Annotated in this window: 25 protein-coding genes; 21 read left to right on the top strand and 4 right to left on the bottom strand. The window is 71.3% G+C overall.

Features of this window, described 5'->3' with window-relative positions:
- Positions 1–11 precede the first annotated feature (11 nt).
- Complete coding sequence (locus tag AC07RV_RS22015) at positions 12–1,064, bottom strand: AraC family transcriptional regulator (protein ID WP_296789319.1); 1,053 nt, start codon at positions 1,062–1,064, stop codon at positions 12–14.
- A 178-nt stretch (positions 1,065–1,242) separates the two neighbouring features.
- On the opposite strand from AC07RV_RS22015, the gene AC07RV_RS22010 reads away from it, so the two are divergent.
- The 12 genes from AC07RV_RS22010 to AC07RV_RS21955 all read left to right on the top strand — a co-directional run bounded on the left by AC07RV_RS22010 (position 1,243) and on the right by AC07RV_RS21955 (position 14,802).
- Positions 1,243–2,805 (top strand): long-chain-fatty-acid--CoA ligase, encoded by a 1,563-nt coding sequence (locus AC07RV_RS22010; RefSeq protein ID WP_296789320.1) that lies wholly within the window; start codon positions 1,243–1,245, stop codon positions 2,803–2,805.
- 43 nt (positions 2,806–2,848) lie between these two features.
- Complete coding sequence (locus AC07RV_RS22005) at positions 2,849–4,033, top strand: lipid-transfer protein (protein ID WP_296789321.1); 1,185 nt, start codon at positions 2,849–2,851, stop codon at positions 4,031–4,033.
- A 14-nt stretch (positions 4,034–4,047) separates the two neighbouring features.
- Positions 4,048–4,488 (top strand): MaoC family dehydratase N-terminal domain-containing protein, encoded by a 441-nt coding sequence (locus AC07RV_RS22000; protein ID WP_093355806.1) that lies wholly within the window; start codon positions 4,048–4,050, stop codon positions 4,486–4,488.
- Between the two features lie 14 nt (positions 4,489–4,502).
- Complete coding sequence (locus AC07RV_RS21995; RefSeq protein ID WP_203201704.1) at positions 4,503–4,922, top strand: MaoC family dehydratase; 420 nt, start codon at positions 4,503–4,505, stop codon at positions 4,920–4,922.
- A 27-nt stretch (positions 4,923–4,949) separates the two neighbouring features.
- Entirely contained in the window at positions 4,950–5,780 is an 831-nt protein-coding gene (locus AC07RV_RS21990; protein ID WP_296789323.1) for an SDR family NAD(P)-dependent oxidoreductase, read from the top strand.
- Position 5,781: 1 nt separating this feature from the next.
- Positions 5,782–6,570 (top strand): enoyl-CoA hydratase-related protein, encoded by a 789-nt coding sequence (locus AC07RV_RS21985; RefSeq protein ID WP_296789324.1) that lies wholly within the window; start codon positions 5,782–5,784, stop codon positions 6,568–6,570.
- Between the two features lie 286 nt (positions 6,571–6,856).
- Positions 6,857–7,615, top strand: coding sequence for a hypothetical protein (locus tag AC07RV_RS21980; protein WP_296789325.1), 759 nt, complete (start codon positions 6,857–6,859; stop codon positions 7,613–7,615).
- On the top strand, positions 7,612–7,815 hold the full coding sequence (locus tag AC07RV_RS21975) for a hypothetical protein (protein WP_143129343.1): 204 nt from the start codon (positions 7,612–7,614) through the stop codon (positions 7,813–7,815). Before AC07RV_RS21980 ends, AC07RV_RS21975 begins: the two co-directional genes overlap by 4 nt.
- Positions 7,816–8,122: 307 nt before the next feature.
- Complete coding sequence (locus AC07RV_RS21970; RefSeq protein ID WP_296789326.1) at positions 8,123–9,247, top strand: AAA family ATPase; 1,125 nt, start codon at positions 8,123–8,125, stop codon at positions 9,245–9,247.
- Complete coding sequence (locus tag AC07RV_RS21965) at positions 9,244–9,690, top strand: bpX5 domain-containing protein (RefSeq protein WP_296789327.1); 447 nt, start codon at positions 9,244–9,246, stop codon at positions 9,688–9,690. The genes AC07RV_RS21970 and AC07RV_RS21965 overlap by 4 nt, the downstream gene beginning before the upstream one ends.
- A complete protein-coding gene (locus tag AC07RV_RS21960) occupies positions 9,687–11,558 on the top strand; it encodes a hypothetical protein (protein WP_296789329.1) in 1,872 nt (623 codons plus the stop codon). Before AC07RV_RS21965 ends, AC07RV_RS21960 begins: the two co-directional genes overlap by 4 nt.
- Positions 11,551–14,802 carry a bpX6 domain-containing protein gene (locus tag AC07RV_RS21955; RefSeq protein WP_296789330.1) on the top strand — a complete coding sequence of 1,084 codons (3,252 nt, stop codon included), beginning with the start codon at positions 11,551–11,553 and terminating at the stop codon, positions 14,800–14,802. Before AC07RV_RS21960 ends, AC07RV_RS21955 begins: the two co-directional genes overlap by 8 nt.
- 13 nt (positions 14,803–14,815) lie before the next feature.
- On the opposite strand, the gene AC07RV_RS21950 is transcribed toward AC07RV_RS21955, so the two are convergent.
- Positions 14,816–15,238, bottom strand: coding sequence for a cupin domain-containing protein (locus tag AC07RV_RS21950; protein WP_093355827.1), 423 nt, complete (start codon positions 15,236–15,238; stop codon positions 14,816–14,818).
- A 119-nt stretch (positions 15,239–15,357) separates the two neighbouring features.
- Between AC07RV_RS21950 and AC07RV_RS21945 the strand changes: the two genes are divergently transcribed.
- From AC07RV_RS21945 to AC07RV_RS21905, 9 genes are all read left to right on the top strand, one after another.
- Positions 15,358–15,822, top strand: coding sequence for an ArsR/SmtB family transcription factor (locus AC07RV_RS21945; RefSeq protein WP_208511283.1), 465 nt, complete (start codon positions 15,358–15,360; stop codon positions 15,820–15,822).
- Positions 15,711–16,187 (top strand): SRPBCC family protein, encoded by a 477-nt coding sequence (locus tag AC07RV_RS21940; RefSeq protein ID WP_208511282.1) that lies wholly within the window; start codon positions 15,711–15,713, stop codon positions 16,185–16,187. Before AC07RV_RS21945 ends, AC07RV_RS21940 begins: the two co-directional genes overlap by 112 nt.
- Complete coding sequence (locus AC07RV_RS21935; protein WP_296789331.1) at positions 16,184–17,440, top strand: RNA polymerase sigma factor; 1,257 nt, start codon at positions 16,184–16,186, stop codon at positions 17,438–17,440. The genes AC07RV_RS21940 and AC07RV_RS21935 overlap by 4 nt, the downstream gene beginning before the upstream one ends.
- Before the next feature lie 93 nt (positions 17,441–17,533).
- On the top strand, positions 17,534–17,905 hold the full coding sequence (locus tag AC07RV_RS21930; protein WP_296789332.1) for a YciI family protein: 372 nt from the start codon (positions 17,534–17,536) through the stop codon (positions 17,903–17,905).
- On the top strand, positions 17,902–18,258 hold the full coding sequence (locus tag AC07RV_RS21925; RefSeq protein ID WP_261216487.1) for a YciI family protein: 357 nt from the start codon (positions 17,902–17,904) through the stop codon (positions 18,256–18,258). The genes AC07RV_RS21930 and AC07RV_RS21925 overlap by 4 nt, the downstream gene beginning before the upstream one ends.
- Positions 18,255–19,802 (top strand): MFS transporter, encoded by a 1,548-nt coding sequence (locus AC07RV_RS21920; RefSeq protein WP_296789335.1) that lies wholly within the window; start codon positions 18,255–18,257, stop codon positions 19,800–19,802. The genes AC07RV_RS21925 and AC07RV_RS21920 overlap by 4 nt, the downstream gene beginning before the upstream one ends.
- A gap of 54 nt (positions 19,803–19,856) precedes the next feature.
- Complete coding sequence (locus AC07RV_RS21915) at positions 19,857–20,042, top strand: hypothetical protein (protein ID WP_296789337.1); 186 nt, start codon at positions 19,857–19,859, stop codon at positions 20,040–20,042.
- A gap of 75 nt (positions 20,043–20,117) precedes the next feature.
- Positions 20,118–21,230, top strand: coding sequence for a chorismate synthase (gene aroC, locus AC07RV_RS21910; RefSeq protein WP_296789338.1), 1,113 nt, complete (start codon positions 20,118–20,120; stop codon positions 21,228–21,230).
- Positions 21,230–22,435: an MFS transporter gene (locus AC07RV_RS21905; protein WP_296789339.1), complete on the top strand. Its 1,206-nt coding sequence runs from the start codon at positions 21,230–21,232 to the stop codon at positions 22,433–22,435. The genes aroC and AC07RV_RS21905 overlap by 1 nt, the downstream gene beginning before the upstream one ends.
- Here AC07RV_RS21905 and AC07RV_RS21900 read toward each other — a convergent pair.
- Complete coding sequence (locus AC07RV_RS21900; protein ID WP_296789340.1) at positions 22,428–23,126, bottom strand: prepilin peptidase; 699 nt, start codon at positions 23,124–23,126, stop codon at positions 22,428–22,430. The two genes, AC07RV_RS21905 and AC07RV_RS21900, sit on opposite strands and share 8 nt — an antisense overlap.
- A 36-nt stretch (positions 23,127–23,162) precedes the next feature.
- Entirely contained in the window at positions 23,163–23,837 is a 675-nt protein-coding gene (locus AC07RV_RS21895) for a site-2 protease family protein (RefSeq protein ID WP_296789341.1), read from the bottom strand.
- Between the last annotated feature and the right edge of the window lie 76 nt (positions 23,838–23,913).

The following is a 23,913-nucleotide window of genomic DNA, read 5'->3' as shown; positions in this document are numbered from 1 at the left end:
CTTCTGAAAACTCAGGGCGCCGGCAGGGAATCGCCACCGCCCGCCGCGGCCACGCGGCGCCGGTACGAACCCGGCGCGCCGCCGGTCCAGGTCTTGAAGGCGCGCTGGAAGGCCGCGCTGTCGGCAAAGCCCAGCTCCGCGGCCAGCGCCGCCAGCGGCACCGCGCTGGTGGCCAGCCGCACGATCGCCACGTCGCGCCGCAGCTGGTCCTTGAGCGCCTGGAACGAGGTGCTCTCGGTCGCCAGGTGGCGCTGCAGGGTGCTGACCGACATGTGCAGGCAGGCGGCCACGGTCGCGAGGTCGGCCCAGGCCGGGCGCTTCTGCTGCAGGATCTCGCGCACCTTGGCGCTGATGGGCTGCTCGGCCAGCCGCGGCAGGATCACGTTGCCGGGCGAGGCCGCGAGGAAGTCGCGGATCGCATGCGCGTCGCGGTGCATCGGCGTGCGCAGCGCCTCGGCGTCGAACCACACGGCCGAGCAGGGCTGGCCGAAGCGCAAGGTGCCCGGGAACACCTTGGCATAGCCGGCTGCGTACGGCGGCAGCGCGAAGCCGAAGTCGAAGCGCCGCGCCGCCAGCCGCCCGCCGTGCAGCCAGGCCAGCAAGCGCCAGTACACGCGCAGCATCAGCTCGTGCAGGAAGTTCTGGTGGCCGATCGCGGGGTTCTCGATCGCGATGCCGAAGCCCGCGAGCTCGCCCTCGCGCAGCAGCACCAGCCGCAGGTCGTCCTGCAGCAGGCTGAAGGTGTGGGCCACGCGGCGCAGCGCATGGCCGAAATCGGGGGCGCCGAGCGTGGAGCGCGCGATCAGCGCCAGGCTGCCACGGCGCATCCGGCGTGTGAGGAAGCACAGCGACTCGTCGTCGAGCCGGTCCATCAGCAGCGCGAACAGCGCCACGTACTGCTCGGCCGTGACGCGCGCGCCCGGCTCGGCCAGCAGCGGCGGCGGCACGCCGGCGTCTTCCAGCGCCCGGTCGATGTCGATGGGGGCGGCGGCGCCGCGGGCACGGATGCCGGAGAGCATGCCTTCGACGAAGGCGATCGGGATGGTGACGGGCGGTTGCAGCATGGGAGAGGGCGATTCGACCGTACACGGGACGCGGCAGGCCGTCGATTGACGTTTTCTGCAATGCGAACGACGCGAAGCGCAATCGCCGGCCCGGGCCCGGATTTCTACCATGCGCTCACGCCAGAAACAGACCTACAAAGGCGTGACGACAAGACCAACGATTAGGAGACGAGCCACCATGTACCTGACCCAGGCGCTGCACCGCGCGATGCAGCAGAAACCGGACAAGACCGCGGTGCGCTTCGGCAGCCGCAGCAAGAGCTTCCGCGAATTCGGCGAACGCGTGGCCCGGCTGGCCGGCGCGCTGCAGAAGCTCGGCATGAAGAACGGCGACCGGGTCGCGATGCTGTCGCTCAATTCCGACCGCTACCTCGAATACCAGATGGCCGTGCCCTGGGGCGGCGGCGTGCTCAATCCCTGCAACATCCGCTGGTCGCCGGCCGAGATCCTCTATTCGCTCGAGGACTCGGGCTCGCAGATCCTGCTGGTCGACGACGCCTTCCGCGCCGCCGCCGAGCAACTGCGCGGCCAGTCCACCACCTTGCGCGAGCTGGTCTACTGCGGCGACGGCGCGGTGCCCGCCGGCATGCTCGGCTATGAGGCGCTGCTCGACAGCGCGGCGCCCGTGCCCGACGCCTACCGCCATGGCGACGACCTCGCCGGCATCTTCTACACCGGCGGCACCACGGGTTTTCCCAAGGGCGTGATGCTGAGCCACGCCAACCTCTGCGCCTCGGCGCTGGCCGCCCAGGCCGAGGGCATGGCGCCGGTCCAGGGCTGCTACCTGCATGCGGCGCCGATGTTCCACCTGGCCGACATGGGCATCTCGGGGCCGCACTGGTTCCAGGGCAACACGCACGTGGTGATCCCGATGTTCAACCCCGAGGCCGTGCTCGATGCGATCGAGCGCGAGCGCGTGACCCACACGCTGCTGGTGCCCACCATGATCCAGATGCTGGTCGACCATCCCGCCATGCGCGACAGGCCGCGCGAGCTCGGCAGCCTGCGCGGCATCGCCTACGGCGCCTCGCCGATCTCCGAGGCCGTGCTCAACCGCGCGATGGCGGCGCTGCCGGGCGTGGACTTCGTGCAGGCCTACGGCATGACCGAGCTGTCGCCGGTCGCCACCATCAACCCCGCCTGGTACCACACGGTCGAGGGCCGCAAGGCCGGCAAGCTGCGCTCGGCCGGCCGCGCGAGCTTCTGCATGGAAGTGCGCATCGTCGATGCCGAGGGCGCCGAGGTGCCGCGCGGCACGGTGGGCGAGGTGGCGGTGCGCGGGCCGAACGTGATGCTCGGCTACTGGAACAAGCCCGAGCAGACGGCCGCCGCGGTGCGCGAGGGCTGGATGCACACCGGCGACGGCGCCTACATGGACGACGACGGCTTCATCTTCGTGGTCGACCGCATGAAGGACATGATCATCAGCGGCGGCGAGAACATCTACTCGGCCGAGGTCGAGAATGCCATCGCCCAGCATCCGGCGGTCGCGGCCTGCGCGGTCATCGGCATCCCGAGCGAGGAGTGGGGCGAGGCCGTGCATGCGGTGCTGGTCGCCAAGCCGGGGCAGCCGGTCACGGCCGACGAGCTGATCGCGCACTGCAAGACCCTGATCGCGGGCTACAAGTGCCCGCGCAGCGTGGCGCTGGTCGAGGCGCTGCCGCTCTCGGGCGCCGGCAAGGTGCTCAAGACCAAGCTGCGCGAGCCGTTCTGGAAGGACCGCCAGCGCGCGATCGCCTGATCTTTTCGTTTCGCTTCCATTCATTACACAGAGAGGAATTCCCATGACCCAGGATGTGCATGTCGTCGGTGTCGGCATGATCCCCTTCACCAAGCCCGGCGCGAACCTGCCCTATCCGCAGATGGCGGCGCAGGCCCTCAACGCGGCGTTGGCCGATGCCGGCATCGGCTACGAGCAGGTGCAGCAGGCCTACGTGGGCTATGTCTACGGCGACTCCACGGCCGGCCAGCGCGCGCTCTACGAGGTCGGCATGACCGGCATCCCGGTGGTCAACGTCAACAACAACTGCTCGACCGGCTCGACCGCGCTGTTCCTCGCGCGCCAGGCCGTGGCCAGCGGCGCGGCCGATTGCGTGCTCGCGCTCGGCTTCGAGCACATGAGCCCGGGCGCGCTGGGCGCGGTGTTCAACGACCGGCCCAGCCCCTTCGACCGCTTCGAGGCCATCACCGACGAGCTGGTCGGCAACGAGCAGGTGCCGCTCGCGCTGCGCTACTTCGGCGGCGCGGGCCTGGCCCACATGCAGCAGTACGGCACGCAGCTGTCGACCTTCGCGAAGATCCGCGCCAAGGCCAGCCGCCATGCATCGAACAACCCGGTGGCGCTGTTCCGCAGCGTCGTGACCGAGGACGAGGTGCTGGCCACGCCCGTGATGTGGCCCGGCGTGATGACGCGGCTCATGGCCTGTCCGCCGACCTGCGGCGCGGCCGCCGCCATCGTCTGCTCGGCCGAGTTCGCGCAGCGCCACGGCCTGGACCGCAGCGTGCGCATCAAGGCCCAGGCCATGACCACCGACCGCCCGGTGAGCTTCGAGGCGCGCGACATGCGCGAAGTGGTCGGCTTCAGCATGGCGCGCGAGGCGGCACAGAAGGTCTACGAGGCCGCGGGCGTCGGCCCGCAGGACATCGACGTGGTCGAGCTGCACGACTGCTTCGCGCACAACGAACTCATCAGCTACGAGGCGCTGGGCCTGTGCCCGGTGGGCGGGGCCGAGAAGTTCGTGGTCGACGGCGACAACACCTATGGCGGCAAGGTCGTGACCAATCCGTCGGGCGGGCTGCTGTCCAAGGGCCACCCGCTGGGCGCCACCGGGCTCGCGCAATGCACCGAGCTGGTCCAGCAGTTGCGCGGCACGGCCGACAAGCGCCAGGTCGAGGGCGCGCGGCTCGCGCTGCAGCACAACCTGGGCCTGGGCGGCGCCTGCGTGGTCACGCTCTACGAACGAGTCTGAAGAAAGGCCCGGCGATGATCGACAGGAAATGGATCGGCCACGAGCTGCCCGCCTCGGTGCTGCCGCTGGAGCGCACGCGGCTGCAGTTCTTCGCCAAGGCGATCGGCGAGACCGATCCGGTCTACACCGACCCCGCCGCCGCGCGCGATGCCGGCTATGCCGACCTGCCGGCGCCGCCCACCTTTCTGTTCGCGGCCGAGCTCGACTCGGGCGCGTCCAACCAGCTGCTGGCCGACCTGGGCATACCGCTGGCCAAGCTGCTGCACGGCGAGCAGGGCTTCAGCTACCACCGCGCGGCCTGCGCGGGCGACACCGTGACGGTGCGCTCGACCATCACCGACATCTACGACAAGAAGAACGGCGCGCTCGAGTTCGTGGTGAAGAGCTCGCGTGCCACCAACCAGCGCGACGAACTGGTGGCCGAGCTGCGCACCGTGATCGTCTGCCGGCATTGAGCCCGAGGAACCCCATGACCGCACCGAACCACGACACCGTGCAGGTCGGCGACGAACTGCCGCCGCTGCAACTGCCGCCGGTCGACCGCACCACGCTCGCGCTGTTCGCGGGCGCCTCGGGCGACCACAACCCGATCCACATCGACATCGACTTCGCGCGCCGCGCCGGCATGCCCGACGTGTTCGCGCAGGGGATGCTGGGCATGGCCTGGCTCGGCCGGCTGCTCACGCAGTGGGCACCGCAGTCGCAACTGCGCCGCTTCGACGTGCGCTTCCAGGGCCTGACCCACCTGGGCCATGCGGTGCGCTGCACGGGCCGCGTGGTCGAGAAGCTCGAGCGCGATGGCGAGCGCTGCGTGCGCGTCGAAGTCAGCAGCACCAACCAGCACGGCCAGGTGCGCATCGCAGGCGAGGCGCTCGTGGCGCTCGCCTGAAGACCCAACGAAGAAAGACATCCAGACATGACATCCAGACTCGAAGGCAAGGTCGCTCTCATCACCGGCTCGGGCCGCGGCATCGGCCGCTCGATCGCGCTCAAGCTCGCCTCGGAAGGCGCGCGGGTGGTGGTCAACGACCTCGACGCCGGCCCCGCGGACGAGACCGTGCAGGCGATCCGCTCCGCCGGCGGCCAGGCCGTGGCCTGCAACGGCAGCGTGGCCGCGCCCGACTTCGCCGAGCGCTTCGTCGGCACCGCGGTCAGCGAGTTCCAGGGCCTCGACATCATCGTCAACAACGCCGGCTACACCTGGGACAGCGTGGTGCAGAAGATGACCGACGAGCAGTGGTACGCCATGCTCGACGTGCACCTGACCGCGCCGTTCCGCATCCTGCGCGCGGCGCAGCCCGTGATCCGCCAGCTCTCGAAGACCGAGACCGAGGCTGGCCGGCGCAACGTGCGCAAGGTGGTCAACATCTCCTCGGTGGCCGGGCTGTTCGGCAACGCGGGCCAGGCCAACTACGCGACCGCCAAGGCCGGCATCGTCGGCATGACGCAGACGCTGGCCAAGGAATGGGGGCGCATGAACGTCACCGTCAACTGCGTGGCCTTCGGCTTCATCCAGACCCGGCTGACCGCGAGCGCGGCCGATGCCACTACCGCCAACATCGACGGCCGCGAGATCAAGGTCGGCATCAACCCCGGCCTGCTGTCGATGATGGAGCAGACCATTCCGCTGGGCCGCGGCGGCACGCCCGAGGAAGCGGCCGGCGCGGTCTACCTGCTGTGCATTCCCGAGTCGGACTACGTCAGCGGCCAGACGCTGATGTGCACCGGCGGCCTCACGGGCATCTGAGATGCCGCTCGAGCACGGCATCGCCTGGTCGGTGGAGGAGGGCATCGGTCGCATCGTGCTGCGCCGGCCCGAGCGCGCCAACGCGATCGGCGCCGCGAGCAGCCGCGCGCTGGTGCGCGCGATCGACGAGGTGCTGGCGGCCGCGCCGCTCGTGGTGCTGCTGACCGGCGAAGGTCGGGTGTTCTGCGCCGGCGGCGACATCGAGGAGTTCGTCGCGGCCGGGGAAGACCTGCCCGCGCTGGTCGATGAGATCCTCGATGCCTTGCATCCGGCGCTGCTGCGGCTGGTGAACGGCCCGGCGCCGCTCGTGACGGTGCTCAACGGCGCGGTCGGCGGGGCAGGCGTGGGGCTCGCGCTGGCCGGCGACTTCGTGCTCGCGGCCGAGTCGATGAAGCTGCGCACCGGCTACGCGGCCATCGGCCTGTCGCCCGATGCGGGCAGCTCGTGGTTCCTCGCGCGCCGCATCGGGGCGTTGCGCGCGCAGCAGTGGCTGATGCTCAGCGACCCCATCGACAGCCAGCGCTGCCTGGCGGCCGGCGCGGTCGATGCGCTGCATCCCGACGCCGAACTGGCCGCGGCCGGCGAGGCGCTGGCGCGGCGGCTGGCCGAAGGCGCGCCCGGGTCCTTCGCCGCGATCAAGGCGCTGTGCGCCGATGCGCCGGGCCGCACGCTCGAGGCGCACCTGGCGCTCGAGCACCGCCTGCTGCGCGAGCGCGCGGGCAGCGCCGATGCGCGCGAGGGCGTCGCGGCCTTCCTGCAGAAGCGCGCGCCGCGTTTCGGCGCGTCCTGAGGTCTGCCGTCGTCTAACGAACCTTGAAGGCTTCGGGCAGGCCGCGATGGGCCGCCTGCGTGAGCCTGCGCACATGACGAACAGCCGCAAGGCGAGGTGTCACATCGCGAGAACATGCGCGCACGCGCGATAGCGAGCGTGTCGAAATCCGCGAACCGCGCGGATTTCCTGGCGACGTCTGCGACGGAGGCTTTCGCGTGAGCGGCAGTAAGACCGCTGCGAGAGAGTTCACGGCTTCAGATGTGACGCTCGGTTACATTGGCGCCGGGAGGATCAAAAAATGGCGATGAGTGCCGACGCGGCGCAGTTTCAGGCAGCGCACTTTGATGCAACGACCTGCAAGGTTGTCGGGGCGACGAACCGGATCAGCGGGCTACTTGGATTTCCGCTGAATGCCCTGCAAATCATCCAGCTTTGCGGTGCTCCCAGCGGATCAACCATCACGCTGACTGAAAAGCTGGCTTGGACTCATGCGGAGTTGCCCGATGGCGAGCAAGTGCCTCTTGGCCTCTTGATCACCGTATCGAATGACGCCTACCTCGAGGAACCGAACGAGTTCGTGATCTACCTCGATGGCCACATCCACGCAGCGAGCATTTATCTCAAGCTCATCATGTTCAATGATTCTCACAAGGGGATCGCTGGGCATATGGTTTCCCTGATCGCTGCTGCCGCGAACGCGACCTTGCCGGGAGGCGGTACCAGGCTGCGACTGTTCGCAGCAGGAGGGCGAAACTGGGCCGATATGCCTCCTTCCGCGAAGGCTTCAGGTACCGTGCGTCGCTGGGGCGGCTATGTCGCGTGGCCCAAATACGGCTTCGATATGGCTCTTCTCCCCGCGACAGGGGTTATGGCACGCGATTTTCCGTACTATCCGGCCGGCGTGGCCGGTTGCCCCAATGTTTCGGATGTGATAGACCTCAAAGGAGGCCCGGAGTACTGGCGATGTGTCGGGGACGGTGACTACATGAACTTTGATCTCAAGGCGGGGTCCCAGTCTCGGGTCAGGTTGGATGCCTTGATGGCGAATTGGAGGCCGAAATGAGCTTGAAAGATTTGCTTGGACTCGTGGTATCGCGATATGCGCATGCGCACAACGTGTCGAGCGGGTCGACGACTCGAGAGCCGGAAAAGATTCCGCGTGCGCCGGTCTTCGTTGAAAAGGCCGAAGATCGCGAGGAAGCAAACAAGCGGATGCGCGACGCGAACCGTTCGCACGCGAATGTCCACCTGGATATGGATTAGCCATTGCCTGAGCTTTGGAAGCCATGAAACCGCTCACTTCCAGGCTGTGTAAATAGTCTGCGAGTCGCTTGGACTGAAATGCCCCGCACGAGCGGGGCATTTTCATTGGATCAGGCGCATGAGCGGGGGCGCAGCCCGCAGCGGCTGCTGCATCCAGTCCCTCCCCTTCATATTGAGCGCCCGCTTGAGGTGGTGGGCCTGGGATGCTGCTGGTTTCAACGACACCTCGTGAAGACGTGTGCGGATTGCTGGGTCACGGCTCTGCGGCACACTAGCCGGCTGTTTCGAAGTGCAACGCTTTTTTCAGATGACCGACACATCACTCCAGGCCGCCGCAGAACACGTCCGCCATGCGATCCGATCGGCCACCGACGGCCTCGTCGGTCGCGACCAGCTGGCCGAGCTGATCGTGCTCGCGGCCGTGGCCCAGGAACACCTGCTGGTGATCGGCCCGCCCGGCACGGCCAAGAGCGCGGTGGTGCGGCGCGTGGCGCAGGCGCTGGGCGGGCGCTACTTCGAATACCTGCTCGGGCGCTTCACCGAGCCCTCGGAGCTGTTCGGCCCGGTCGACCTCAACAAGCTGCGCGCCGGCACCGTCGAGACCGACGTGAGCGGCATGCTGCCGGAGGCCGACGTCGCCTTTCTCGACGAGGTCTTCCTGGGCTCCACCGCCATCCTCAACACGCTGCTGGGCGTGCTCAACGAGCGCCGCTTCCGGCGCGGCCACACGCAGCTGCATTGCCCGCTGCGCGTGTGCGTGGGCGCGGCCAACGCGCTGCCCGACGACGAGAGCCTCGCGGCCTTCGGCGACCGCTTCCTGCTGCATGCCTTCATCGAGCCGCTGCCCGACCACCAGCTCGAGGCCATGCTCAGCGGCGGCTGGCGCTCCGACCATGCGCCGGCCGCAGGCGGCGGTGCGCTCGCGGACCTCGACGTCCTCTGCCGCCATCTGCAGCAGGTCGACCTCGGCGGCGTGCAGCCGGCGCTGGCCAATGCCATCCGCCAGCTGCGGCAGGCGGGCGTGACGCTGTCGGACCGGCGCATCGTGAAGTCTCAGCGGCTGCTGGCCGCCGCCGCGGTGCTTGCCGGCCGGCTGCAGACCAGCGAGGCCGACCTCTGGCCGCTGCTCTACGTGCTGCCGACCCACGAGGCGCAGCAGAGCGCGCGCGACGTGCTGCGCGACGTCTTCGCCAACGCCGCCCATCCGCACCTGCTGAGCGCGGTCGAGGAGGCGACCTTGCAGCCGCTGTCGCGCGCCGCGCGGCTGGCGGAAGCGGCGCGCGGCTGCCTGGCCGAGGAGGCCGCGCCCGAGCGCCTGCGCATCGAGAGCGTGCTGCGCGAGATCGACGCGAACTTCGGCGGCGAGCACCTGCCCGAGGCGCTGGTCGAATGGCGCGGCCGGCTGGTCGAGCGTCTCGCCGTCGCCGCATGAGCCTGGCCGGTTCGATCGACTGGCGCTGGCGGCCGCGCGGCGAGCCGTTGCCTGCGGGCGCCGCGGTGGCCTGGGGCGCGACGGCGCGCGCGTTGCACCAGCGGCTGCTGAAGCTCGAGCCCGCGCAGTGCCAGGGGCTGTCGGCGACCGCGGGGCGCGACCTGCTGGTCGTGGTCGGCCGGGCCGACGCGCTGCCCTGGGTCGACGGCATCGCCTATGCCGGGCCGAGCGAAGCGGCACCGGGCCTCTGGCTGCCGGTGCTCGAGGCGCCCGACCGCCCGATCGACCTGGTGGCGCGCGCGCTGCAGCGCCGCCATCCGCAGCGCCAGCCGCTGCTGCTGTGGCCGCGGCCCGAGGCCGTGCTGCCGCTCGACCGGCTGCTGCCGCTGTCGGCCGCTTTGCTCGCGCGCATCGAGGGGCATTGGGAGGGCGTGTCCGCATGACCGCCGCGCCGGCCGCCACCGAGCTGCCCGAGGCGCTGCGGCCATGGCACCCATGGCTGGCCTGGTTCGCGCCCGAGCTGACGGGCGAGCTCGGTGCGCTGCTGCAGCGCATGCAGCCGCTGCTCGGCCGTTTCCGCGGCCAGGTGAAGGCCACGGCGCCTGAATTCGACGGCCTCGACGACCTGCGCCGGCGCGGCCGCTACGAGCGCCTGCTGGCGACCGAATGGCTGCTGGCGGACGAGCTGCCCGACGAGTTCCTGCGCCGCGCCGCCTCGAGCGAGCACCTGTTCCTGGCCCCGCGCCCGCGTGCACGGGAGGCCGAGAAGGGCATCGTCGCGCTCTTCGACGCCGGGCCGTTGCAATGGGGCGCGCCGCGGCTGGGCCAGCTCGCGCTCTGGATCCTGCTGGCGCGGCGCGCGGCGCAGACCGGCAGCCTGCTGCAGTGGGGCACGCTGCAGCAGCCCGGCGTGCTGCGCGACGCCCAGGACGCGAAGCAGCTGCGGGCATTGCTGCTGGGCCGCAGCTTCGTGCCCGCCGATGCGGCGCAGGCGGCGGCCTGGCGGCTCGCGCTCGAGAAGCTCGAGCGGGCGCCCGGCGAGTGCTGGCTGATCGGCGAGGCCGCGGTCGATCCGCCCGCCGCCGAGCGCTGGACCAGCCACCGCGTGCGGCTGCGCCGCGCGGTGCAGGGCGATGTGCTCGAGGTCTCGCTGTCCGACGTGGCGGGCGTGCGGCATGCACAGCTGCCGCTGCCCGCGACCAAGGCCGCGGTGCGGCTGTTGAAGGGCGAGTTCGCGCCGTCCCCGCCGAAGGACCTGCACCAGCGCCACCGCGCCCGCGTGTCGCTGCAGCGGCCGCCGGTGATCGGCTGGCAGGGCCGGCACGTGGCGGTGCCGCTGCTCGACCAGCCCGGCGCCGCCGTGTACTTCGTGCCGCAGCAGGGCCAGAAGAAGGCCGGCAAGATCGGCCATCAGCAGTGGCGCGACCAGGCCGCGCCGCTGGCGCTGGCCTTCGGCGGCAAGCGGCTGGGCGGGGTGCTCAACAGCGAGGCGGCGATGTACTTCTGGCAGGTGCCGGGCCTCGCCGCGATCGTCGAGGCACAGGAGGAAGACCGGCTCTCGGCACCGCCCGGCCTCGGCGTGTGGCTGCCGATGGCCTGGCTGCGCCACCGTGGCGTGCAGAAGGTCTGCCTGCTCGACCGTGCCGGCCGGCTGGTGAGCTGGACGGCGCGTGCGGCGAGCCGGCCGAAGCCCGAGGAAGCCAGTCCCGCGCTGGTGGAGCGCAGCGTGCTGTGCATCAGCCAGTGGGCCGACGATGCGCTGGTCTACGTGGCGCGCCGCTCGGGCCAGCTGATGCTGTGCCGCCTCAGCGTCGATACCGGCCCGGCGACCGTGCTGCCGATCGGCACCGCGCCCGAGGACACGCGCGTCTTTCTGGCCGGTGGCAGGCACTGGCGGCTCGGCCTGGGCGCCTGCGCGGTGCGGCTCTCGGCCGACGACGGCGGCGAGGGCCGGGAGCGCTGGCGCATCCATGCGCCCAATCCCGACTACCGGGGACCGTACCGCGAGCATCCGCATGCCTGGCGTGCGTTCGAGATCGGTGCGCACAAGGCGATCGCGCTGATCTTCGATGCGCACCGGGGCCGCTTCGCGATGACGGGCCTGTCGTCCGACCGCAGCGCGCTGGTGCTGCATTCGAGCGCCGGCGCCGAAACCGTCTACCACGCACCCGAGCGCATCGAGAAGATCGCCGTCTGCCCCAACACCGGCCTGGCCGCCATGCTGACCTTGCACCGCAAGCTGATCCTGTTCGACCTGTCGCTGCGCGTGCTGCTGGGCTTCTTCCATGCCGAGGGAGGCGCGAATGGCTGACGCCGGATCGTCGCCGCGCATGCCCGCGGCGCAGGTGCATCGCCCGCTGCTCAAGGGGCGGCAGCCGGTCGCGGGGCTGTGGTTTCCCGCCGACTGGCTGCACGAGGCCGCGCGCGCGCAGCGCATCCTCGATGCCTGGCGGCCCGGCGCGCAACTGAGCCGCTTCGAGGCCGGCGACCTGCTGCGCTTCGCGCAGCCGGTGCTGCTCGATGGCGATGCGGCGGCCGGCTGGCCGCTGCGGCGCGAGGGCACGACGCTGTGCTCCGCGGAACTCGCGAAGGAAGAGCGGGCCCTGCTGCCCGCGGCCGACGTCTGGCTGGTGCAGGGCGGCGAGGTGCGATCACTGCAGTTCGCGCAGGCCGTGGCGGTGGATCCCTCCGAGTGGCTGGCTGGCGGCCCGGCGCTGCTCGACACCTTCGACTGCCGCGAGCTCCTGCCCGAGCCCGTGGTGCTCGACACCGAGGGCCGCACGGTGCGCGAACTGCTCGGCGATGCGATCCCGCCCGCGAGCCAGGCGCAGGTGGAGTTCCTGCAAAAGCTGGCACAGGACGCCAAGGCGCGCCGCGCGCCATCCGCGACAGAGGGGGACGCGGAGGGCAAGCCGCCACGGTACTGGCTCGCCTGGGTCGCCTTCGCGCTGGTGCTGCTGGGCTTTCTCATGTTCAACGCACAGCAGCCAGGCGGTTCCTCGTCCACGACCGCGAGCACCTCGCCGTTCGCCGATGGCTCGGCCGGGGCTTTCCTCGGCGTGATGCTGCTGGTGGCGCTCGCGGTATGGGGGCTGCGCGCCTTCCATCGCCGTGCGTCGAGGCAGCCGCGCCCGCGGGTGCCGCTGGTGCCCACGCCGCCACCGCCCGTGCAACGCGCCGAACGCACGGTGCCGATGGCGGGGCCGGCCGGCCGGCCCTCGCGCCAGGGCTGGGTGTGGGTGCTGGTAGCGTTCGCGCTGCTGGGGCTCTACCTCGCGGGCGAGGACAGCCGCTCGCCCACGCGCGCCACCACACCGCCGGCTGCTGCTGCGTCGCAGGGCGTGGTGGCGCCCGACGGCACGCTGGCCCTGGTGCTGCTCGCCTCTCTGGTCCTGATCGTGCTCGCGTCCTGGGCCCTCTGGCGCAGGCAGGAGCGGGCCCGCGCGCGCCGGGAGATCGACGTCGCCACCCGCGCGGGCGCGCCGGTGCCGGCGCCGGCGCCGGCCACGCTGCCGCCGCGCGGCGAGGGGCAGCCGCAGCGCTCGCGCTGGCGCGACTGGCTGGCGCGCATGGCGGTCGCGTCGCGGCTGTCGAAGCTGATCGGCCGCCAGCAGGCGGCCTACATGCAGCGCATGCTCAAGATGTTCGACGACGGCGACCTGATGGAGGCGCTGCGCCATGCCATTCCGCTCGGCGGCGAGGGCAACGACGCCTTCGATGGCGGCCAGGCCTTCGGCACGCCGGGCCGGCGCGACAGCCTGTCGCTCAGCGGCGCGCTGGGGCCGCGCTCGAGCATCTACCTGGGCCACGACTTCGAGTCGCACCTGCGCCAGCTCTACCGCCGCAGCTTCGAGAAGCTCGACCGCGAGGGACGCATCGACGAGGCCGTGTTCGTGCTGGCCGAGCTGCTGCAGTCGCGCCAGGAGGCGCTCGACTACCTCGAGAAGCACGGGCGCGCGCTGCAGGCCGCCGAACTCGCGCTGGCCTGGGACCGCCCGTCCGTGGTGATCGTGCGGCTGCTGTGCCTGGCCGGCGACTGGCGCCGCGCGGTCGCGGTGGCGCGGCGCGACAACGCCTTCGCGCAGGCCGTGCTGCAGCTGCAGGACAAGTGGCCCGACGCCGCGAACCGGCTGCGCCTGGAGTGGGGCGAAGCGCTGGCGCAGCGCGGCGAATGGCTGCGCGCGGTCGACGCGGTCTGGCCGCTGCCGGCGGCGCGCGAGCAGGCCATCGCCTGGCTGCTGGCCGCGGAAGCGGCCGAGGGGCAGCTGGCGGCACGCGCGCTGGTGCAGCGCGCGGTGCTGCTGCCCGACACGCTCGCGGCCTGCGCGCCGCGATTGCGGGCGCTGCGCGACGACCCGAGGCTGCACCGCGAGCGCGCCGCGCTGGCGACCGAGCTGCTCGCGGTCACGCAGCACAACGACGGCTCGCGTGGCCTCGCGGCCGTGGTGATTCCCGCGCTGGTGGCCGACCACGCGCATGGCGAGGGGCGCCTCGGGGCGAAGGAGATGCAGGGGCTGCTGCGGCTGCATGCCGACCCGCTGTTGCAGGCGGACATGCCCGGCGGGGAGATGCCGGGGTTGCGGGTCGTGCCGCTGCTGAGCCGGCCGTCGGTGCTGGCGCTCGAGGCGCCCGCGGCCGGCGCGCATCCGGTGCACGACGCGACGCTGCTCGAGCCGGGCCGCTACCTGCTCGCGCTCGGCGAGGCGGGCGTGCTGGTCTGCGATGCCGCGGGCCGGACCCTGGCGCGCTTTCCGGTGCCGGCCGACCGGCTCGTCGCGGCGTACAGCGGGCAGGTCGCGCTGGCGCTGGCCCGGCGCGACGGGCTGTGGCGCGTGAGCCGTATCGATCTCGTGCAGCGCCGGGTCGTCGATCTCGGGATGGTCGCCGTCGACGGCTTCGGCACGGAGTTCGACGGCATCGGCTGGACCGTGACCCGGGCCAACCGCATCCAGGTGCTCGATACCGCGCGTTCGTTGCAGGAGGTGCTGTGGCAGGTCGCCGACCTGCCGGGGTCGGTGCTCGATCTGCGCGTGACGCAGGCGCGCGAGCAGTTCGTGGTTGCCGATCCGTCGGGCACGCCGACGCTCTGGCGCTACGGCGCGGGGCAGCGGCGCCTGCAGGGCCGCGAGGCGATCGCGAAGCCCGAGGGCGTGACGTCGATGCGCCTGCTGCATCCGGATTTCGGTGCCTTCCATCTCATTGCCGAGGACGACGCCGAGGATGACGTCGATGGCGAGGCGAAGCTGCGCCTGCACTGGCACATCACGGCGAATCACGCGGGCGAGCTGCGGGTCTCGGGCCGGGAGGCGCGCACGCTGCGCGCGCAGGTCGACATGGCGTGGCTGGTGACGGCGGTGCAGGCGTCCGGGTCGGCGTGCCGGGTGCAGTGGCTGCGGGTGCACGACGGCGGGCTCGCCGCCACGCTGCACTGGCCCGGCGAATTCGGGCCGCGCATGCGGCCGGTCGCGGATGGCTGGCTGCTGTTCGACGGCGAGGGCCGCGTGCTGCACCTCGACACCGAGTGCAGCACGAGCGTGGGTTTCGGCCTGCGCTGAGTGCCCGCGATTCCTACTTCCAGGGCGTAGGCGCCGGAATCTCGCACACCGGCTCCACATCCACGCTCTTGAAGTCGGCCGGCGAGACGATCTCCAGGTACTCCATGTCGGGCGAGTAGTCGAACAGGAAGTGCCGGATGCCGGGGCGCTGGTGCACCACGTCGCCGGCTTCGACCAGGGTTTCCTTGTCCTCGTACATGAAGCGGGCCCAGCCCTTGACCATGATCACGATCTGGAAGTCGGCCTCGTGGCGATGCCAGCCGGTGCCCGCTTCCGGTGCCATGTTGGCCTTGACGAGGTGCGCGATCACCTTGCCGTTGGTGGCGGCGGCCACGCCGAGGTCGCGGTAGAGGAAGAAGTCGCGCAGTCCGCCCGAGACGAATTCGGTGTCGCCCGGTTTGACGTGGGAGAACTGGGTGGCGGTACGGTCCAGCATGGAAGCTCCTTTGCGGCGAGTGGGGATGCTGCGCCGCAGCACGCATAAAGCGTTCCCGCGGCCGACTGCGATATCCCCACGCCTTGACGCTGGCGCGCCGGCTCCAGATACTCAACCGCATGGTTCACTCAGATGCCGCCGCGCCGCCCGCGCCCGTTGCCCTCGATGCCGTGTTCGCCGCGCTCGCAGACTCGACGCGCCGCGCGGTGCTCGAGACCCTGGGCGAGCGCAGCCTCAGCGTGACCGAGCTGGCCGCGCCGCATGCGATGTCGCTCACGGGCTTCATGAAGCACCTGCGCGTGCTCGAGGACGCGGGGCTGATCTCGCGCACGAAGGAAGGCCGTGTCGTGCGCTGCGAGCTCTCGCCGCGGCCGATGCAGGAGGCCGCCGTGTGGCTGTCGCGCTACGAGAAGTTCTGGACCGGGCGCCTCGATGCCTTGGCGCGCTTTCTCTACCACCAGGAGCAAACCGAATGGCGGAACCTGCCAGCCCAGACACCGGGCGTCCCTCCCTCACCCTCCGCCGCCACTACGCCGTCGCGCCCGACAAGGTCTGGCGCGCGTGGACCGACCCGCAAGCGCTGAGGCACTGGTTCGGTCCCGAGGAGATCGTCGCGGTGCCGCATGCCGAGGTCGACCTGCGCGTGGGCGGACGCTTCCGCGTGGCGATGCTCGCGGCCGACGGCGAGACGCACGACGTCAGCGGCACCTACCTCGAGATCGTGCCGCGGCGCCGGCTGGTCTTCAGCTGGGCCTGGCGCAGCACGCCCGAGCGCGAATCGCGCGTGACGGTGCGGCTCGAGCCCGATGCGGCCGGCACCGGCTGCGAGCTCGAGCTGCTGCACGAGCAGTTCTTCGATCAGGCCGCGCGCGAGGGCCACGAACACGGCTGGACCGGCTCGATGGTGCGGCTCGAACGCTGGCTGGGCAGGCCGGAACCCGCCGCATGACGGACCCGGTGCGCGCCACGCTGGAGGCGGTCTACCGCGGCGAATCGCGCCGCATCTTCGCCACGCTGGTGCGCCTGCTCGGCGATTTCGACCGCGCCGAGGAGGCGCTGCACGAGGCCTTCCGCGCCGCGCTCGAACAATGGCCGGCACAGGGCGTGCCCGCGAACCCGCGCGCGTGGCTGGTGTCGGCGGGGCGCTTCAAGGCGATCGACGCCATCCGGCGCCAGGCGCGCTTCTCCCCCTGGGACGAATCGGCCGAGCGCGCCGAGGCGCTGGCCGACCCCGCGCCGGGCTGGGACGCCGACACCGACGAACTCGAGGACGACCGCCTGCGCCTGGTCTTCACCTGCTGCCATCCGGCCCTTTCACCCGATGCCCAGGTGGCGCTCACGCTGCGCGAGGTCTGCGGACTCGCGACCGAGGAGATCGCGCGTGCCTTCATGGTGCCCGCGCCGACCATCGCGCAGCGCATCGTGCGCGCCAAAGCCCGCATCCGCGACGCACGCATTCCCTACCAGGTGCCCACGCGCACCGAGCTGTCCGAACGGCTCGACGCCGTGCTGCGCGTGGTCTACCTGGTCTTCAACGAAGGCTATGCCGCCTCCTCGGGCCAGAGCCTGACGCGCGCCGACCTCTCGGCCGAGGCGATCCGGCTGGGCCGGCTGCTGGTCGAGCTGCTGCCCGGCGCCGAGGCCGCGCCCGAGGCGCTGGGTCTGCTGGCGCTGATGCTGCTGCACGATGCGCGCCGTGCCGCGCGCACCTCGGCGCAGGGCGAGATCGTGCTGCTCGACCAGCAGGACCGCGGCCTCTGGCACCGCGCGCAGATCGAGGAGGGCGCCGCGCTGGTCGAGCGCGCGCTGCGCTCGCGCCGCTTCGGCCCCTATGCGCTGCAGGCCGCGATCGCCGCGGTCCATGCCGAGGCCGAGCGTGCCGAGGCCACCGACTGGCCGCAGATCGTCGGCCTCTACGACGTGCTGCTGCGGCTCGATCCCTCGCCCGTGGCCGAACTCAACCGCGCGGCCGCGATCGCGATGCGCGACGGCCCGGCCGCGGGCCTGGCGCTGGTCGATGCGCTGTTCGCGCGCGGCGAGCTGGCCGACTACCACCTCGCGCATGGCGCGCGGGCCGAGCTGTGCCGCCGCCTCGGCCGGCTCGGCGAGGCGCGCGGCGCCTACGAGCGCGCGCTCGCGCTGGCCCGGCAGCAGCCCGAGCGGCAGTTCCTCGCGCGGCAACTGGCGTCCTTGCCCGGATAGAAAAATAGTTGCAGTTCGTCGCGCCCGCATGTCGATCCGGCGCCTCGCCGATCGACCAGTGGTGTCCTCATTCCATCCGAAAGGAGATTCCGCATGAAATACCTCTGCCTCGTCCACTGCGACCCGGCCCTGTTCGCCACCCTGTCGCCCGACGAGCGGCGCGCGCTCGACGAAGACTCGATGGCCTACGACCGCGAGCTCGAGAAGAACGGCCACTTCATCGCCGCCGACGTGCTGGCGAGCGCCAGGTCCGCCAAGGTCGTGCGCGTGCGCGACGGCAAGGCCTCGCACGTCGACGGGCCGTTCGCGGAGGTGCGCGAGCAGCTCTGCGGCTTCATCCTGATCGAGGCGCGCGACCTCAACGTCGCGATCCAGCTCGCGGGCCACATCCCGATGGCGCGCCACGGCAGCATCGAAGTCCGTCCGATCCAGAGCATGGACGCCGCCGAGGGGAGTGCCGCATGAAGTACCTTTGCCTGATCTACGAAACCGAGGCTCCGCCGCTCGACATGGCGCACTACATCCAGGAACACATCGACTACGACGCGCAATTGCGCGCGCGCGGCCAGCTGGTCGAGGCCGAGGCCCTGCAGCCCGCCGAGACCGCCACCACCGTGCGCATGCGCCGCGGCCGGCTGTCCGTGACCGACGGCCCCTTCGCCGAGACCAGCGAACAGCTCGGCGGCTTCTACCTGGTCGAGGCCGGCAGCGAGGAGGAAGCACTGCGGATCGCGGCCGGCATCCCGTCCGCGCGCAACGGCAGCATCGAGCTGCGGCCGATCCTCTCGTTCGGCCCCGGCCCCGAGGGCCCTCGATGAGCGGCGCCGCGCCGCCGCGCGCCACGGTGCGCGAATGGATCGGCCTGGCCGTCATCGCGCTGCCGTGCATGCTCTATTCGATGGACCTCACGGTGCTGAACCTCGCGATCCCCGCGATCAGCGAGGCGCTCAAGCCCACGGCGGCCCAACTGCTGTGGATCGTCGACATCTACGGCTTCCTGGTCGCGGGCCTGCTGGTCACCATGGGCACGCTGGGCGACCGCATCGGGCGGCGCCGGCTGCTGCTGATCGGTGCCGTGGCCTTCGGCCTGGCCTCGGTGCTGGCGGCCTTCTCGAACAGCGCCAACATGCTGATCGCCACCCGCGCGCTGCTCGGCGTGGCCGGCGCGACGCTGGCGCCGTCCACGCTCTCGCTGATCCGCAACATGTTCCTCGACCCGCGTCAGCGCACGCTGGCCATCGGGGTCTGGATCTCGAGCTTCTCGGCGGGCGCGGTCATCGGCCCCGTGGTCGGCGGCGTGCTGCTCGAGTACTTCTGGTGGGGCTCGGTGTTCCTGGTCGGCGTGCCCGTGATGGTGCTGCTGCTGGTGCTCGGCCCCGTACTGCTGCCCGAGTACCGCGACCCCGAGGCCGCGCGGCTCGACCTCGCGAGCGTGGCGCTGTCGCTGGGCGCGGTGCTGCCGGCCATCTACGGCGTGAAGCAGACGGCCGAGCACGGCGCGAGCGCGCTGTCGCTCGCCGCCATCGCGGTGGGGCTGGCCATCGGCTGGCTGTTCGTGCGGCGCCAGCGCCGGCTGGCCGATCCGATGATCGACCTGCGGCTGTTCCGCGCGCCGGCCTTCAGCGTGGCGCTGGGCGCCTACATGCTGTCGTGCTTCGTGATGTTCGGGCTGTTCCTCTACGAGGCCCAGTACCTGCAGATGGTGCTCGGGCTGTCGCCGCTGCAGGCCGGCCTGTGGAGCGTGCCCAGCGCGGGCGCCTTCATCGTCGGCTCGATGGCGGCGCCCGCGCTCACGCGGCGCGTGCGGCCGGTGCATGCGATGACGGGCGGACTCGTGGTCGCGGCACTGGGCTTCGCGCTGCTGGTCGCGCTGCCGGTGCAGGGCGGCCTGGCGCTGCTGGTGGGCAGCATGGTCGTGTCCTCGCTCGGACTGGCGGTCGTGTTCACGCTGTCGACCGACCTGGTGGTGGGCAGCGCGCCGCCAGAGCGCGCGGGCGTGGCCTCGGCGATTTCGGAAACCAGTTCCGAATTCGGCGGCGCGCTGGGCATCGCCATCCTCGGCAGCGTGGGCGCGGCGGTCTACCGCGCCATGATGGCCGACGCCGTGCCGGCCTCGCTCGGCGATGCCGCCGCGGTCGAGGCCGCGCGCAGCACGCTCGGCGGTGCCGTGGCGCTGGCCGGGCAGCTCGGCGGTGCGGCCGGTGCCGAGCTGCTGGCCGATGCGCGCACGGCGCTGCTGCGCGGCTTGCACCTGATGGCCGGCATCGGCGTGGTGGTGCTGCTGGCCATCGCGGCGCTGCTGGCCGTGGTCATGCGCCGCTCGGGACAAACCCGGCCCGCCGCGGCCGATGCGTTGCCCTGAGGCCGGGCCGGGCCCATACTGGCCGCGTCACCGAACGAACCCCACGGAGAGTCCATGAGCAACGAACTGCGCAAGAAGCTGCACGACCTCGCGGAGCTGGTCGACAACACGCCCGATCCGCAGACCCGCGCGATCGTCGAGGCGATCCGGCTGCAGACCGCGGTGCTCAACGAACGGCTGTTCTCGATCGAGCTGCAGCTCGGCACGCTGGCGCGTCGGCTCGAGGGCGCCACCGAGTAGGCCGCGCGGGCATTGCCCTCGGGCATTCGGGCGCCGCGCCGCCCGGCCCCGCATTGCGGGGGATAATCCCCGCCCATGAGCGGCAACACCTTCGGACATCTCTTCGCGGTCACCAATTTCGGGGAATCCCATGGCCCGGCCATCGGTTGCGTGATCGACGGCTGCCCCCCGGGCATGGCGCTCAGCGAAGCCGACATCCAGGCCGACCTCGACCGCCGCCGTCCCGGCACCAGCCGCCACGTCACCCAGCGCAACGAACCCGACGCGGTGCAGATCCTCTCGGGCGTGTACGAGGGCAAGACCACCGGCACCCCGATCGCGCTGCTGATCCAGAACACCGACCAGCGCAGCAAGGACTACGGCCAGATCGCCCAGCAGTTCCGCCCGGGCCACGCCGACTTCACGTACCACAAGAAGTACGGCATCCGCGACCCGCGCGGCGGCGGACGCTCCTCGGCCCGGCTCACCGCGCCCACGGTCGCGGCCGGCGCGGTCGCCAAGAAGTGGCTGGCAGAAAAGTACGGCATGGTGTTCCGCGGCTGCATGACGCAGATCGGCGAGATCGCGATTCCCTTCGAGAGCTGGGACCACGTGCCGAACAATCCCTTCTTCGCGCCGATCGCCGACGTGAGCGCGCTCGAGGACTACATGGACCGGCTGCGCAAGGCCGGCGACTCCTGCGGCGCGCGCGTGCGCGTGACCGCCACCCGCGTGCCCGTCGGCCTCGGCGAGCCGCTCTACGACAAGCTCGATGCCGACATCGCCTACGCGATGATGGGCCTCAATGCCGTGAAGGCGGTCGAGATCGGCGCCGGCTGGGACAGCGTGACGCAGCGCGGCACCACCCATGGCGACTCGATCACGCCGAACGGCTTCCTCAGCAACAACGCGGGCGGCATCCTCGGCGGCATCAGCTCGGGGCAGGACCTCGAGGTCAGCATCGCGATCAAGCCCACCAGCTCGATCATCAGCCCGCGCCAGTCGATCGATGTGAACAACAACCCGGTCGAGGTGGTCACCAAGGGCCGCCACGACCCCTGCGTGGGCATCCGCGCGACGCCGATCGCCGAGGCGCTGCTCGCGCTGGTCGTGATGGACCATGCGCTGCGCCACCGCGCCCAATGCGGTGACGTGCAGGGCGACAACGAGAAGACCCAGGCCACGTCGCCGCAGGCGTCCTTCCTCTAGTGTCCGCGCCGCCACCCGTGGCCGGGCGCGGCCACCTGTTGGCGTTCGCTGGCCTGTCGGCCAGCTATTTCGCGCACATCGGCTTCTTCAATCCCTACCTGCCGCTGTGGCTCAAGGACCAGGGGCTGCCGATCTTCACCATCAGCCTGCTGGCCTCGGTGCAGTCGGTCACGCGCGTGTTCGCGCCCTATGCCTGGGGCGCGCTCAGCGACCACACGGGCCAGCGCGTGCTGCTGCTGCGCATCAGCGCCGCGATCGCGCTGCTCAGTTCCTTCGGCCTGTGGTGGAGCGGCGGCCCCTGGTGGCTGGCGCTGGTGCTGCTTTTGATGTTCACCCACACCAGCTCGATGATGTCGCTGACCGAGGCGGCCATGGCGCACCTCGTGGCCGGCGACTGGGGCCGCTACGGGCGCATCCGGCTGTGCGGCTCGGCCGGCTTCCTGGTCACGGTGTTCGTCGCGGGCGAGTGGTTCGACCGCTTCGGCATGAAGCACTTCCCGGCCTGGGCCGCCGGCACCCTGGCGCTGGTGCTGTTCGCCACCCTGCGCCTGCCCGACAGCCGCGAGCCCGTGGCCGCGCACGACGCGCCTGGCGAACCCATCGGCCCGGTGCTGCGCAACCGCGTCGTGCAGTGGTTCTTCGCCGCGCTGTTCTTCCAGGTGATGTCGCACTTCTCGGTCTATGCCTTCTTCTCGCTCTACCTCGATTCGCTCGGCTACGGCAAGAGCACCATCGGCCTGCTGTGGGCGCTGTCGGTGGTGGCCGAGATCGTCTGGTTCTTCCTGCAGGGCCGGCTGATCGGCCTGCTGCCGATGCCGCGCTGGATGCTGGTGTGCGGCATCGCGGCCGTCGCGCGGCTGGGCCTGACCGCCGGCCTCGGCGGCTGGATCGCCGCGCTGGTCGTGGCCCAGTGGCTGCACGCGCTGAGCTTCGCGGCCCACCACACCACCTGCATCGCCGTGGTGTCGCGCCGTTTCCCGGGCCGGCTGCGCGGACGCGGCCAGGCGCTGTTCACCGTCATCGGCTACGGCTTTGGCGGCGTGCTCGGCGTGCTGCTGGGCGGCGCGGTGGCGCAGGCCTTCGGCTACCGTACGATGTTCGCGCTGGCGGCGCTGCTCGCGGTGGCGGGGACCTTGTGTGCGTGGAAGGTGATGCGGCTGGAGGCCGCGGCGCGGCGCGAGGCGCCGCCAGCCGGCCTCAGATGAAGCGCACGCCCAGCGCCACCACCGTGGCCGCCAGCAGGTGGCCCGGGCCGGTGGGCAGGCCGGGCTCGGCCAGCGGACGCCGCAACAGCCGCACGGCCAGCGCCAGCAGCAGGGTCGTCAGCAGGAACACGCCGTAGATCGTCGGCAGCGCCGACCAGCCGAACCACGCGCCCGCCACCGCGAAGGCCTTGAAGTCGCCGTGGCCCATCGCCTCCTGCCCGGTCTGCCGCCGTATCAGCAGGGTCGCGAGCCAGGGCACGAGGTAGCCCGCCGCGGCGCCGATGACCTGCGCGGAGGCGTTGCCGGTGTAAGCGTGATACAGCAGGCCGATCCAGAGCAGCCGGTAGACGATCCAGTCGGGCAGCACGCGGTGCCGCAGGTTGATCGCCGTGAGCAGCACCCAGCCCAGCAGCAGGATGCACAGGAAGGTGGTCTGCAGCGACACGCCGCGCGCCAGCGCCAGCCCCAGGCACAGCAGGGCGCCCGATGCGATCAGCGCGATGCGGCTCTTGCGCGGCAGTTCGAGGTCATCGGGCGAAGCGAGCAGCGGCCGGTAGTTCTGGTGGTCGAGGGTCCAGACGCGGTGCAGCTCGAGCGGGATGCGGCGTATCCATGGCAGCAGCAGGCCGGCCGTGGCGGCGCCGCCGGCGATGGCATAGGCAACGAGGAATCCGATGTCGTCTGTGGGCATGGCGAGGCGGTGTTCGAGAAAAAGGGGAGTGGGTCGTCAGGCCATGACGTCGATGCCCGCGGCATGCAGGCCATACACGGCCAGCGCGAGCAGCCAGGAGAACGCCATGCCGAAGAACAGCAGCAGGCCGAGCTGCGTTGCCAGGGGTGGCCAGCGCTTCATCAGCGGCGTGCGCTCCAGCAAGGCCTGCAGCAGGAAGCTGCCGTTGCTGCCCGGAAACGGCAGCAGGTTGACGGCGGCGAACTTGGCGGCGACGAGCGCGAGCAGCGTCGGAAACGGCGAGGCGGTCGTGACATCACTGGCCGACCACAGCAGGCGCTGCGCCTCGCCGAAGGGCTCGAAGCCCCCCGCGATGCATTGCGCGAACCCGCTGGCGAAGGTCGCCAGGCCCTCGGACTGCAGCACCGCCACGGCCAGCACCAGCAGCGCGAACGGGCCGGCCGCGCCGATCGCCAGCCGGGTCGCGAGCGGCTGCAGATCGAGGGCGTCATGCGCCTTGCCCGATTCGACCGGCTCGGTGTTCGTGTCCTTGAGGATCAGTTGGCCGCCGACCGGCAGCGTCCTGATCCGCAGCCGGCCCGCGTGCAGCAGCGTGGGGCCGAGGCCGTAGCTGAACTCGCGGATCGGGATGCCGAAGCGTGTGGCTGCGAGGGCGATGGCGCCTAGATGCAGGGCCACGCAGAGGGCGACGGCGAGAAGGATCCAGGGCATGCGGTCTACCCGATGTGCGCGCGTGGGGCCGAGGCCTTCTCGAGCCAACTGCCGCAATCAGCGGGACGGCGGCAAC

Source organism: Variovorax sp. GW821-FHT09B01, assembly GCF_059418345.1.
Note: the sequence above shows the minus strand (reverse complement) of the source record. Positions and strands in the feature narration are given on the sequence as shown.